13 protein-coding genes are annotated in these 13,037 nt (G+C 38.1%); all 13 read left to right on the top strand.

Annotation, left to right across the window (positions count from 1 at the left end; genetic code table 11):
* Positions 1–70: 70 nt before the first annotated feature.
* Positions 71–1,087 (top strand): ketol-acid reductoisomerase, encoded by a 1,017-nt coding sequence (gene ilvC, locus FTU80_RS07795; RefSeq protein ID WP_078192867.1) that lies wholly within the window; start codon positions 71–73, stop codon positions 1,085–1,087.
* 675 nt (positions 1,088–1,762) lie between these two features.
* Positions 1,763–2,032, top strand: coding sequence for a hypothetical protein (locus tag FTU80_RS07790; protein WP_180084673.1), 270 nt, complete (start codon positions 1,763–1,765; stop codon positions 2,030–2,032).
* 86 nt (positions 2,033–2,118) lie between these two features.
* Entirely contained in the window at positions 2,119–2,355 is a 237-nt protein-coding gene (locus tag FTU80_RS07785) for a hypothetical protein (protein WP_180084672.1), read from the top strand.
* 114 nt (positions 2,356–2,469) lie between these two features.
* Positions 2,470–3,294 (top strand): hypothetical protein, encoded by an 825-nt coding sequence (locus tag FTU80_RS07780; protein WP_257221466.1) that lies wholly within the window; start codon positions 2,470–2,472, stop codon positions 3,292–3,294.
* 835 nt (positions 3,295–4,129) lie between these two features.
* Positions 4,130–4,630 (top strand): hypothetical protein, encoded by a 501-nt coding sequence (locus FTU80_RS07775; protein ID WP_180084670.1) that lies wholly within the window; start codon positions 4,130–4,132, stop codon positions 4,628–4,630.
* Between the two features lie 91 nt (positions 4,631–4,721).
* Positions 4,722–5,450 (top strand): molecular chaperone, encoded by a 729-nt coding sequence (locus FTU80_RS07770; protein ID WP_180084669.1) that lies wholly within the window; start codon positions 4,722–4,724, stop codon positions 5,448–5,450.
* Between the two features lie 5 nt (positions 5,451–5,455).
* The gene (locus FTU80_RS07765) at positions 5,456–7,765 is read left to right on the top strand and encodes a fimbria/pilus outer membrane usher protein (protein WP_180084668.1); all 2,310 of its coding nucleotides are present in this window, start codon (positions 5,456–5,458) and stop codon (positions 7,763–7,765) included.
* A 13-nt stretch (positions 7,766–7,778) separates the two neighbouring features.
* On the top strand, positions 7,779–8,189 hold the full coding sequence (locus FTU80_RS07760; protein ID WP_078189619.1) for a hypothetical protein: 411 nt from the start codon (positions 7,779–7,781) through the stop codon (positions 8,187–8,189).
* Positions 8,190–8,558: 369 nt separating this feature from the next.
* Positions 8,559–9,518 carry a hypothetical protein gene (locus FTU80_RS07755; RefSeq protein ID WP_180084667.1) on the top strand — a complete coding sequence of 320 codons (960 nt, stop codon included), beginning with the start codon at positions 8,559–8,561 and terminating at the stop codon, positions 9,516–9,518.
* Between the two features lie 11 nt (positions 9,519–9,529).
* Complete coding sequence (locus FTU80_RS07750; RefSeq protein WP_180084666.1) at positions 9,530–10,474, top strand: sensor histidine kinase; 945 nt, start codon at positions 9,530–9,532, stop codon at positions 10,472–10,474.
* Positions 10,475–10,593: 119 nt separating this feature from the next.
* Positions 10,594–11,871 (top strand): glycosyltransferase family 4 protein, encoded by a 1,278-nt coding sequence (locus FTU80_RS07745; protein ID WP_373685191.1) that lies wholly within the window; start codon positions 10,594–10,596, stop codon positions 11,869–11,871.
* Between the two features lie 193 nt (positions 11,872–12,064).
* Positions 12,065–12,616 carry a phosphatase PAP2 family protein gene (locus FTU80_RS07740; RefSeq protein ID WP_180050139.1) on the top strand — a complete coding sequence of 184 codons (552 nt, stop codon included), beginning with the start codon at positions 12,065–12,067 and terminating at the stop codon, positions 12,614–12,616.
* A gap of 121 nt (positions 12,617–12,737) precedes the next feature.
* A complete protein-coding gene (iscX, locus tag FTU80_RS07735; RefSeq protein ID WP_078189615.1) occupies positions 12,738–12,938 on the top strand; it encodes a Fe-S cluster assembly protein IscX in 201 nt (66 codons plus the stop codon).
* Positions 12,939–13,037: the final 99 nt, after the last annotated feature.

The raw sequence follows: 13,037 nt of genomic DNA, 5'->3' as shown, positions 1-13,037 counted from the left end.
AAACGTGAATAATCAAACAGAATCACGGTATCAAGTTAAAGGAAACGAAAGCATTTTAGCGGAGACAGCAATGCAAATTTTTTACGATAAAGACACAGACTTATCTATCATCCAAGGCAAAAAAGTAGCAATCATTGGTTATGGTTCACAAGGCCATGCTCATGCGCTTAACCTTAAGGATTCAGGCGTTGATGTAACTGTAGGTCTACGTGCTGGTTCTACTTCTTGGAAAAAAGCTGAAAATGCTGGTCTTAAAGTTTCAGAAGTTCCTGCTGCTGTAGCTCAAGCTGACTTAGTTATGATTTTGACTCCAGATGAGTTCCAATCACAACTTTACCGTGACGTAATTGAGCCAAACATCAAGCAAGGTGCAACGCTAGCATTTGCTCATGGTTTCTCTGTTCTTTATAACCAAGTTGTTCCACGTGCTGACCTTGACGTAATCATGGTTGCTCCAAAAGCGCCTGGTCATACTGTACGTTCAGAATTCCAACGTGGTTCAGGTGTACCTGATCTTATCGCTGTTCACCAAGATGCTTCTGGTAATGCACGTAACGTTGCGCTTTCTTACGCTTCAGGTGTTGGTGGTGGCCGTACTGGTATTATCGAAACTTCATTCCGTGAAGAAACTGAAACTGACCTTTTCGGTGAGCAAGCAGTTCTTTGTGGTGGTGCTGTTGAATTGGTTAAAATGGGCTTCGAAACTTTGGTTGAAGCTGGTTATGCACCAGAAATGGCTTACTTCGAATGTCTACACGAACTTAAATTGATCGTTGACTTAATGTTCGAAGGCGGTATCGCGGACATGAACTACTCAGTATCAAATAATGCTGAATATGGTGAATACGTAACTGGCGTTGAAGTGATTAACGAACAGTCTCGTGAAGCGATGCGTAATGCGCTTAAACGTATTCAATCTGGTGAATACGCGAAGATGTTCATCCAAGAAGGTGCGTTGAACTATCCTTCTATGACTGCTCGTCGTCGTCAAAACGCGGCGCATGGTATCGAAGTAACTGGTAACAAGTTACGTGCGATGATGCCTTGGATCCAAGCGAACAAAATCGTTGATAAAGAGAAAAACTAATTTCTTGAATCAATTGATTTGAATACGAAGACCCACTCATTTTGAGTGGGTTTTTTAATATCTAAAGTTACGTGCCTTAAAAATAGAAAAGCATACTTTTCTATTTTTGCGTACCTTGGATCCAAGCGAACAAAATCGTTGATAAAGAGAAAAACTAATTTCTTGAATCAATTGATTTGAATGCGAAGACCCACTCATTTTGAGTGGGTTTTTTAATATCTAAAGTTACTTGCCTTAAAAATAGAAAAGTAGTGCTCTCATTCCTTACGCGTCACTCAAAACAGTGTGCTGCCTCGTTGTACTTCGTACAAAACAATGTTTTGTACTCGTTCATACTTTGGATCCAAGCGAACAAAATCGTAAGCAAAGAAAAGAATTTATTTAATTATCTTTTGAGTTTTATGCTACAAGGAACCCAATATTAGCGTGGGTTAGAATAATGATTTTATATAAATATGTGAGTTTTGAAGCTGCTTTAACGATTTTAAAAACAAAATCTCTAGGTTTTCACATTTAGAAGATTTTAATGACCCATTTGAATGCACTGGTTTTGGTTTTTATAATTTGGATGTACCGACATCGGTAGCAGTAGGGCATTCCGAAATCAGTTTTCTAGAAAATATGTGATTTTAAGTTTGACTAGAACTGCTTTAAATCTACTCATCTGGCCACATTATGGGGATAGTTAAAAAAGGTGTCGTGATCGGAATAGACACATGCAAAGCAGGCCTTGAAGATGGTGATCAATTTATTATTCCTTCAACAAAAGGAGAATTGAGATATTTAAAAACAGCGCCGAAGCAGGCCAATGTGGCAAGTGTTGAAAAATTAATGTCGGTAGGAAATTCAAATATTTTAAATTGGGATAATGAAGAAGTTTTAATAAAGCATGGTTTGCTTTATAAAATGCAGGAATGGGCATACGAAGAGGAAGTCGTATTGTAAAGAATATTAGCGATGCTCAATTCGGGTATCACTTTTCTACAAAAACACATGCATATATCAATGACCAACTTTGGCAAAGAGTCCAATTGCAAACGCGTCCAATTTATACATTAAAATTGCCTGAAGAAGCCTTTGTTGAAGTATATGTTGGGAAAAATGCATATATTGATCTTAGAAGAAAGCAAGAGCTTGTGAAACCAGTCATTGATCATAAGGTAGATCAGTTTGAATTGCTGAAAGATCTATGTATTCAATTTAATATTGGTTTGAAATGTATTTCATTAGATTTGGAAACTTGGGCTTTAAAAGCGACTCCAATTTAATCTGATGATTTGAGTTGTAGGTGGTTTCAAAACTCCTATATTTGTGTCATCTGTGTTGAATTTAGGTTGTGATAGAGTAGGCATTATTCATGCTGCATGGAGTGTGTAATTGCAATGAAAATATCAAAAATCTCTCTTTTACTCGCTCTTTGTCTACCAGTGGTGAGTTTTGCACAAGAGGCAGATATAACACTGCCTGAGTTAAAGCCTTTACCTGATGTTCGCATATCCATGCAGCGGATGCTTCGCTCGACTGAGGGGCGCTATTTCTTAGATTTGTATGCTGGTATATGGAATCCGCACGGGACTTTGACTGATCTGCAAGAGCCCAAACAAATTAACTTTAAAGGGACTCAAAAAGCTGATTTTATTGACTTGAATTCAGTTAATGTTGTGACTGAACAAAGTGCTGCAACAGCTTATCGATTGGCAGGAACCTTGAATGCAAATACAGGCTCGTTTAAAGCTGAACTGACGGAACAAACGGCACCACCATCTACAAGTTATCTACAGTTTGAACCTGCGTTTAAAGCTGCAGATAAACCTATCCTGCTGTTTAAGTTTTATGGGGTGCAATCTGCAGACCAACCTTATGGGAAGTCACTAAAACGCGTAGATGTGATTAATAAATCAAATGGCAAAGTACTACAGTCATTACAAGGCTTTAATGCTTTTGGGAATAGTATGGGATTCTTAGATGTAAACTTTGATGGATACTATGATGTTGTACTTTCGGATACCTCTGATGGTCGAAAAATAGAAGATAAGCGATTTATTTATTGGATGTACAATCCTAAAACGAAGAATTTTCAACGCTCACCGCAATTGGAGAAAATTGCTGGCTTCCCAAAATTAAAAGGAGAGCTGCAGCAGATCGACTTTGGATCAGGTCAAATCTTTCGAGTCGATCAAGGATTGCTTTATCCAGTCAGTGAGTAAGTTAAATTTTTTAAAAAGCCCCATAACTTGGGGCTTTTTTTATTTATAGAATTTTCTAAAGAAGAATTTAGGCAGTTTTAAAGAAGGTAGTCCGTATTTTGAATAAAAAAGCAAAGTAAAATGAGTGTTGAAAGACAGGGGGGAATTTTAATATACGTGATAATTCACGTAATAAATTAGATTCTAAAAATTATGAAAAACAAAAACTGAAATTTAAAGAAAGAAAATATGTTTTACAAAAGCTTAACATTGGAAACTAAGGCGTGTTTCAAAACCTGTAATTTAATACAAAGGCTCAGTATTTGGTGACGTAATTCTTGTATTGCGTTTCAAAAGACATACCTGAAAGTAGTGATTATATATTTAAGATTCTATTTAAAATTTAAATTTAATCGGTCTTTACTATTAATATAGTTGAATATTCACGTAGTATTGTTTTGTTTGAAAATTATTTTGAACTATTTCACAAATATTTGGTGAAATATGTAACAGCCTATATTATTTTTAAAGTTACTAAATTTAATAAAAACAATAAGATATAATATACCAAAAAATAGGGATATGAAAAAAATCCCCAAAATTTGGGATAAAGAGAAAAATTAAATAAAAATATAAAAATTAAAAATATTTAATATATTACAACCACATAATTTAAATATTTGTAAAAAATAATATTACATGATTATTCGTGTGAAATTTCCATATTAGGTTCTTTTTTTCTCAACATGATTAAGAATGAATCAGCACCTAGGGAAAGTAAGATTAATTAGTTTTTCTTAATAAATATCCTTTGATGCACATACTAATAAATCTCATATGAGAATGGAGAAGTGAAATGTCTACATCTAAAATTTTAACCGCAGTACTATCTGCAACATTGTTCGTAGCACTTCCAGCAACATCTGCAATCGCTGGTGGTAAAAAAGAATCTAAACAATGTGGCGGTGCGCCGTGTGAAGGCGAAATCGACATCGAGTTACAGATTCTGAAAGCATGTGAGCTTTTGGTAGGTAAAGACATCAAACTCGTTGAAGACAGTTATACGGGTGCTAGTGGCTTTACAGTTACAACGAACACTCCATATACATTAAATCTATCTACGCTAAACGCGGGTTCAAGTGCAGATACTTTTGTAAAACATGAAACCACTAGTGATAAAGTATTTACAAAAATCACGACTTCAAAAGGTGGTGTGAATTATCCAATCGGTTCTACACCTGTAGCTGGTATGAGCGTTGATAACTTTGCTGTATCTGTAGCTCCAAAAAATACAATTTCAGGTACTCAACGTGCTGGTACATACAAAGATACTTTATATATCAAAGTAGCTTACTAATCCAAATTTCGGGAGTTGATTCTACACAGTTAGGGTCAACTTCTTTTTATTTTGAATTGATAATAATATTTAAATGTACTGGGGTGGGTATATGAAAAGTTTATTCAAAGTCGTTTCATTTAGTTTAATAACTTGCTTATTGAGTCCTCAAATATTTGCAGGAATTTCAATTAGCCCTGTGCAGTTATATTTAACCGATAAATCTAAACAACGCAGTGCGACATTTACTTTGGAATCGAAAGGGGATGATGAGACACCACGTATTTTTGAAGCTCAAGCATTTAAATGGACTCAAAATGCTGCAGGTGAAGATATTCTTTCACCTGAATCCAATATTATTATCAATCCGAAAAATTTCATTCTAAAACCAAACTCAAAACAAATGGTTCGTGTGGGTTTTACTCAATCTGTAGAGAGTATGAATCTACAACAAGAAGAAGCATGGCGTATTATTTATACTGAGCTACCTCAAGTGACGAACTCTGAATCGAAAATTGCACTGTTATTAAGTATTAATGTGCCATTTTTTGTCGGCAAACAAGAACCCGCTTATTTAAAATTTATTGCCAAAAAAATGAATGGTCGCACCATTATTCAGGTTGAAAATTTAGCAAAATCACACATTCAAATCCAAAAACTTTATGTCATCGATAAAAGCAAGAAAACAGTCGCTGAATCTTCCGATATGAAATATTTATTGGCATTAGGTAAAAACCAATACGACATCGGGAATGTTTCTTTACAAGGCGCTAGTAATTATAAAGTCGTTGTGGAAACAGATAAAGGTGACACTCCTTTGGAGTTTAATTTAGTTGAGTAGTGGCTATGAACAGAATTACATTGCTTCTATATTGTATTTTATGTGCTAATTCTGCTCATGCAGAAGCCGTTGATATGCCTGATGATTTATTTCCAACCAGTATTTGGGTAAACGAAGTAGACCGCAAGAGCGAAGTATTATTACTGACTGAAAATAACAAGTTTTATATAGAGTGCGCAGATCTTGATAAGCTGCAAATCAAAGTAGAAATTCTGAAACGACATGCAACTAAAAATTCATTTTGTTTGGTAACGGATCAAGATATTCAGTCTGGATTTGATCCTCAATTGCAAGCCGTCAAAATTAATCTTCCATCAAAATATTTCTTTGGGCTAGAAACTGATACCTTAATCAGCCAGCCGATGCCTGCAAATTTTGGTGCATTTCTTAATTATGAAATGCATTTTGAAAATAATACTCAACATAATAATTTTGGTGTGCTACCTGAACTGGGCGTGTTTAAAGACAATTGGATTTTAAGAAATAATGCCTTTTATCGAAATAATAAAGGTGATGATTATCGTGAAGAAAAATTCGTCAGGTTAAATAGTAGTCTTGAGTTTGATTTTTCTAAAAGTGCGACCAAACTGGTTATTGGTGATACGACCTCTGCATATAGTGCATTAATTCATGGTGTGCGATTTGGTGGTTTGAGTTTTGGTACAGACTATACATCACGTCCAGATTTCGTGTATTGGAATATTCCAAGTCTAAAAGGTAGTGCGGTTTTACCTTCGACTGTTGATTTATATATTGATGGCGTAAATATTTATCAGAAAAAGATTTCACCTGGAGATTATAACTTACAAACAGGTGCCAATATTGAAAGTGCGGGTACAGCGCAAATGGTTGTACAAGATGTATTGGGGAATACCACAGTTCGAAGCTTCCCGGTGTTAATTAGTAGTAAATTGCTTAAAGAAGATTTAAATGATTACAACATATCATTAGGGAAACTACGCTTCAGTTATGACGAAGAAAATAGCGATTATCGCGATTTTTTTAGTTCAGCCTATTGGCGTAGAGGTGTCACCAGTCGTACCACTTTAGGTGCAAGTGCTACCTATAGTGACAAAGTAAAAAATGCAGGACTGCTATGGACGCAAGCGGTCAATCGATGGTTTGTTTTAGACAGTATTTTTTTAGGCAGTAAAACCGATGACGACGATGGCTATTCTGCTGGTTTGGCTATCAGTCGTAATTTCGGGAAACTCAATTTTGGTGTGAGTTCTCGTTACGCTACAAATGATTATCGGGCGTTGGGTTATGAAGATAATCATATTTTTCCAAAATTTGAAAATATGGCGTATTTAAGTTTTGCTAATTTTCCATTCTTTCAAAATTTAAACCTGAACTATATCGAACAAACCCAGTATGAATCTAGTGATCCTTTATTTGAATTAGAGGATCGCAAAATGCTAACAGTGGGTGTGAGTCGCGAAATCACACAGAATTTAATGTATACCGCCAATTATTTTAAAGAATTTGGTGATAGCGATGACTCAGGTGCCTTTATTACATTTTCTTATAATTTTGGTGGTGGTAAACGTATTCAGGCTGATGCAGGTACCAATAAATCCGGCGGTGTACGTTTCATCCAAAATGCATTTGGTGAATATGGTGCAAATTATGCGCTCGGTGTGGATTATCGTAATGATGAAACGGTATTAAATGCCTATGGTGGTTTGTCCACTGATGTAGGTGATTTAACCTTGAGTCATCTCTATAGTGAAAATGATTCAACAACACAGGTTGGCTACCGTGGCGCTATGGTGTGGTTGGGTGGTCAATACGCATTGACCAGTTTTGTCGATAATGCTTTTGCTTTAGTGAATGTGGGTGGTCGTGAAGATATTGATGTCATGCGATCAATGTCTCCAGTCGCGAAAACCAATAAAAAAGGCTATGCCTTTGTACACGATATTGTTCCTTATATTAATTACGATATTTCATTTGATGAAAATCAATTACCGATCGAAAGCAAAGTTCCAAATGCTGCACATCGTTTAGTCGCATTAAGACAGCGTGGTTATAACATTAATTTTTCAGTATTTGATACACAACAAATATTGGTCAAAATATTGGATGAACAAGGTCATCAATTTGTTGCAGGAAGTGAAGTTGCAATTGATACCCCAGAAGCTGATGTTTATCCAGTGGGTTCAGATGGCACGGTAATGTTATATGGTTTGGTTGAAGGTTACTACAAGTTGACGGTGAGGACCAGTGGTGGTCGATCTTGCCAAACAGCATTAACAGTGCCGAAAAAGGTAGAAAACCAAACTCCTGAATTAATTACATTGCAGTGTAAATAAAGGAGTATTTCCAATGAAAAGTATTTTACTCATCTCAGCAGCGTTATTTAGTTCAATAACATTTGCTGCACCGAGTCGTTGTGAAATGGGACGAATCAGTGAAACCAATATGCGCTTGGCGAATTACTATAATAGTCAAGCGGCGAGTTCATTTAGTGTCGATTGTTCCGGTAAATACCGCATACGCTTTAATAGCCGTAATTTGCAGGATACTTCGGGCAGTAGTTTTGTGACGAATGGCCCGATTAAGCTCAAAACACGAATGACTGTTTCAGGTGCGATGGAAAATCTGTGGAATGTTTCTACAGAGCAAGGCGCTGGCAAAAATAACTATGTGATTGCTGTGCGTTTGGTGGAGCGAGTGAATGCAACGACACCTGCAGGAATCTACCGCGATACAGTCTTTGTAAATATGGTGTTTTGAGAGGCTTAGCGAGTGATTTTATTTCATGGTTAAGGTGATTATATGCAGAGTGCTAAGTTCATGTCGCTAGATTGAAGCTTGAGTATAGATATTAATGTGAGTCTCTAGCTTCAATCTAAGTAGCTCCATTCTCTGTTGCAAATATAAAGTTGGATGTGAATGTCTTGAGTATTCGAGATGTTAAAATATCGATATAGCGTTAAGAATAAATAATTCAGAAAAAGTTTTTCTTATTAGAGTTCATAGGTTTAATATGTGATCTTGTTTTTATTTTAGCCATTTTATTTCGGCTAACGGGGAAGGTCAGTATTGAATCGCTATCATTCAAATGCTCCAAGTTGCGCATGTCGGAAAAAAGGTTCGATGTGCTTGGCGTATTGCGTTCAAACACGTCTGACATTTTTAAATGTCCTCATTTCTCTAATTAAACCTTTAAAGCTGAAATTTACCGTTCTTTGTCTTGTATTTGGTGCAATTGGGCTAAGTCCACAAGCTATTGCCCAATCATGTCAGTCAAAATTAGTCAGTCAAGAAGTCGCTCAGGCGCAGATGCCAAGCGGAGAATTGACCGGGCATGAGCATTGGCAAACGATAGAAAAGTTACCAGATCGTTGGAAAGATCGTTGGGATAATTATTCTGGCACAGCTTGGTATCGGTTGAAATGGCAATACACGTGTCAAGATGCAGGCTCAGATCCGCTTTCTTTGATGGTGAGTTACATCAATATGGCAGGGCAAATGTATTTGAATGGTCAGCTGTTTTGGCAGGATGATTCATTACAAGAGCCTTTGTCACGAAGTTGGAATATGCCTCGGCAATGGGTAATTCCACCCAACAGCCTAAAGCAAGGTCAGAATGAAGTGCTGATACGAGTGGTGGGCGTCAATGCACTGAATCCAGGGCTTGGTGAGGTTAGTTTAAACCGCTATCACGATAATACCAAAGTGTATGAAAAACATTGGTTGGCTATGCGAGGCTTGCATAGCTACACCACTATTTTTGAGTTTATCTTGGGGGTCATTGCGGGGCTGGTTTGGCTGTTTCGACGCGAAGAGAACGCTTTTGGTTGGTATGCCATAACCAGTTTTCTTTGGGTGCTATACGTTGGGCAACTTTTAGCTACCGAGACGCTTTGGGGGCTATCAACGCTAGATTTCTATCGTTTGCATATCTTTATCTTTCTTTGTTTTACGACAGCGACTTGTCTCTATCCTTGGCGTTTTGCAGGACGAAAATTTCCACGTCTTGAAAAAGCTATGGGGGTGACTGTTTTTGTATTGGGTTGCTTGATTTTTTTACACCACAGTCTTTGGTATAACCTGTCTTAGATTTGAGTTTTATGGTGGGCTATGCTTGCTATATGCTGAATTGCCTGACATTTTCGTGGATTGCTTATAAATCAGGACAAGTTGAAGCCAAGTTGCTGGCAGGGATTATGTTGTTGATTTATGTCCCAATTGGTGCCCATGACGGTTGGCGCTTAATGATGAATGAAGGGGATTTGATTTCGGCATATGCTTCCCCGATAACAACCTTGGGTGTGGCGATTATTTTTGCACTACGCTTGACTAAAAGTGTGAGACGAATTGAAAAGTTTAATCAAACGTTGGCAACAACGGTCACTCAAGTAAAGGAAGAGTTGACGCATACCCTACAAAATCATTATCAGTTAGAAATGGAAAATACCCGCTTGCAAGAGCGTATTCAAATTGCACATGAGCTACATGATGGCTTAGGTGGCTCCTTGGTTCGTTCAATGGCATCGGTTGAGCAGAGTTCCAAAGATCTGACCAATTCGCAATTTTTATCGATGTTGAAAATTTTAAGAGATGATTTACGACATATCATTGATAGCGGTTCAAGTTTAGGCACCAAACTGCCTGAAACCCCATTGTTATGGATGGCACCCTTTAGGCACCGTTTTAATCAGTTATTTGATGAGCTCGATATACACGCTAAATGGTCAGTTCCTGCAAAATGGGAGGTGGATGTTACCCCATTGGAATGTTTAACCTTACAGCGTGTAGCCGAAGAAGCATTAACCAATATTGTGAAGCATAGTCATGCGACCGTGGTGCAGATCCGAATTTACTACGAAAACTCAGCGTTGATAATGGAAGTTGAAGACAATGGCGTGGGGGTTGATGTGGATCTGGTCAATCAAGCTGGTTTGAGTGTGGGGCTTCGTAGTAGGAGTGGGCGTTTAGAGCGGATGAACGCAGATATGCAAATCACTTCTCGTGTGGGTCAGACGATTTTAAAAGTGATTAAAAATTACGGATAAATCATGATTTTGTAGATGAAATAAGATAATTTCTTTCAATAAACTGTCATCAAATAATCATCAAAATGCAAAAAACTGCTGCTTAAACTGTGGATATACATTTATAAGAAGCATGTAAGATCATGACAGAATCGGCTATCAATTTAGGGCGTATGCAGGATGAACCTGCACGCTTTCAATTCCAATTTAAGCATATGCAATCACGAATGGATGTGCAAACGGTCTCAACTTTAATCCGTCCAGGTCTAAAAATCGCCATTGTTACAGATACGTGGGCGCCAGAAATTAATGGTGTTGCACATTCTTTATTGCAGTTGTGTAAAGGCTTGCAGCAACAAGGCCACTCCATTTTTTTAATACGTCCTGAACAGTCCGAAAGTTGTCATGATTTCAGACCTGATCAAGAGTGTTTGGTTCGAGCGCAGTCGATTCCTAAATATTCAGGTTTACAATTTGGCTGGCCGCAACTAATTAAGCTGAGTAAAGCTTTAAAAAAAGCCCAAGTCGACATTGTGCATATAGTCACTGAAGGACCTTTGGGATTTGCTATGCTTCAACTGGCGCGTTCTTTACAGATTCCTGTGTCCAGTGGTTTTCATTCGGCCTTTCATGATTTTAGTCGCTTCTTTGATTTAGCGTTTTTAATGAAGCCTGTACAACATTATTTACGATGGTTTCATAACAATACTCAACTCACCTGTGTCCCGAGCCAAGATACTGCGGATGCCTTGCATCGATTAGGTTTTAGTTGTCCATTGGTGGTGGTGGGGCGAGGTGTGGACCATAGTCGATTTTCTCCCTCACATTATCGAGCAGAACTGAGACAACAGTGGCAAGCAGATGAACATACCCGCGTGATGCTCTATGTCGGTCGGCTATCTCCTGAAAAAGAGGTGGATGTTTTAATTTCAGCCTATCGTTCGATGTTGGCCATGGATGCACGAACGAAATTGGTCATTGTGGGAGATGGGCCAGATCTTGAACGATTAATGCAACTGGCAAAATCCCTAGATGTTATTTTTATGGGAAGTTTAAGTGGTCAGGCTTTATCGGAAGCCTATGCCAGTGCGGATGTTTTTGTTTTCGCAAGTCAGGTTGAGACCTTTGGTAATGTGGTTTTGGAGGCGATGGCTAGCGGATTGCCGGTGATTGCATATAATGCCGCATGTGCCCAACTGTACGTGAGAAATCAGCAAACGGGATGGTTATGTCATTTATCTCGAACCGATGAATTTATTCGTCTTATGCAACAATTGCCGCAACGCGCCAAATTAAAAACGATGGGCATCGAAGCGGCAAAAGACGCAGCTAAAATTGGTTGGCAATATCCTGTACAGCAATTTGAGCACGCGCTATATCGCGTGGTGGATCAAGCCATGATGAGCCAATGGAGCTAGCGCTATTGGTTGTATAGAAAAGTTGAGCATCTTCAAAAATTAATATTCATCGAACTGTCATCAAAGCATCATTGCACTGTCAAAAATATAACTTAAGCTGAGTCAAATACAGATCTCAACTTGTAAAAATAACAACACAAATCTAGCTCAACCCCAACACAGTCAGGCTTTGACTGTAGATAGGAGATTAGCGATGAATTTTAAAAATGCAAAAACAAGAATGCTGCATCTCGATTTAAAAGGCTGTATTTATCTCAATCATTTTTCGCATCAACAAGTTGTCGCTGACATATTTAAAATGGTGAGTCGACTTGGTGATGGTGTGTTTTGGTATGTCATGTTGGCGACGGTTTGGATCGTGCAGGGTATCTCCTACAGTGTACAAATCATCTATGTATTACTGGGTGGTTCAGTCGGCACCTCGATCTATAAACTCCTCAAAAAGAAAACTGTGCGCCCAAGACCGTACCAAGTGCATCAAGTGATTCGCTTAGGTGAACGCCCTCTAGATCATTTTAGCTTTCCATCGGGGCATACTCTACATGCGGTCATGGCAACAACAGTGCTGGGCTATATTCAACCCATGCTGTTGGTGTTAATGTTGCCTTTTAGCTTATTGGTGGCATTATCCCGCATGATCTTAGGTTTGCATTACCCCAGTGATGTCGCAGTCGGTGCTGCAATAGGCGCTGCCATCGGTGCTGTTATTATTCTCTGTGCACCTCTTTTTGGTTTGGTTTTATAGTTTGATGTGGAGATCTCAATTGCAAAATCTGGTAATAAAAAAATTAAAAGGGTTTATCACGTCCAATTGCTGAAATTTGTTAAAGTAAGCCATCATTCTATAGACGATGTTAGGAAGACCCATGGGTTTACGCTGGACAGATACCATTGATATCGCAATTGAGCTGTATGAAGCTCACCCTGATGTTGATCCGCAATGGATTCGCTTTACTGACCTACATGCATGGGTATGTGCATTGCCAAATTTCACTGATGACCCAGAAAAGTCGACTGAAGGTCTGCTTGAGGGAATTCAGATGGCCTGGATTGATGAGGCAAGTTAATCCCTACATCGAAAAAAGCAATTTTTTTGTATAGCAAAAGCAGAAAATAGCGCATTATTCGGTATAATGCGGCAAATTTTTCACGTCAAATTGACTTAA

This window comes from Acinetobacter sp. YH12145 (genome assembly GCF_013418335.1).
Lineage (GTDB): Bacteria > Pseudomonadota > Gammaproteobacteria > Pseudomonadales > Moraxellaceae > Acinetobacter > Acinetobacter amyesii.
Note: the sequence above shows the minus strand (reverse complement) of the source record. Positions and strands in the feature narration are given on the sequence as shown.

What these genes read in the sequence shown, in the direction of transcription:
- iscX (WP_078189615.1), top strand. Translation starts at nt 12,738, where the DNA reads ATGGGTTTACGCTGGACAGATACCATTGATATCGCAATTGAGCTGTAT.
- FTU80_RS07760 (WP_078189619.1), top strand. Translation starts at nt 7,779, where the DNA reads ATGAAAAGTATTTTACTCATCTCAGCAGCGTTATTTAGTTCAATAACA.
- FTU80_RS07770 (WP_180084669.1), top strand. Translation starts at nt 4,722, where the DNA reads ATGAAAAGTTTATTCAAAGTCGTTTCATTTAGTTTAATAACTTGCTTA.
- ilvC (WP_078192867.1), top strand. Translation starts at nt 71, where the DNA reads ATGCAAATTTTTTACGATAAAGACACAGACTTATCTATCATCCAAGGC.
- FTU80_RS07780 (WP_257221466.1), top strand. Translation starts at nt 2,470, where the DNA reads ATGAAAATATCAAAAATCTCTCTTTTACTCGCTCTTTGTCTACCAGTG.
- FTU80_RS07750 (WP_180084666.1), top strand. Translation starts at nt 9,530, where the DNA reads ATGGTGGGCTATGCTTGCTATATGCTGAATTGCCTGACATTTTCGTGG.
- FTU80_RS07765 (WP_180084668.1), top strand. Translation starts at nt 5,456, where the DNA reads ATGAACAGAATTACATTGCTTCTATATTGTATTTTATGTGCTAATTCT.
- FTU80_RS07775 (WP_180084670.1), top strand. Translation starts at nt 4,130, where the DNA reads ATGTCTACATCTAAAATTTTAACCGCAGTACTATCTGCAACATTGTTC.
- FTU80_RS07790 (WP_180084673.1), top strand. Translation starts at nt 1,763, where the DNA reads ATGGGGATAGTTAAAAAAGGTGTCGTGATCGGAATAGACACATGCAAA.
- FTU80_RS07740 (WP_180050139.1), top strand. Translation starts at nt 12,065, where the DNA reads ATGAATTTTAAAAATGCAAAAACAAGAATGCTGCATCTCGATTTAAAA.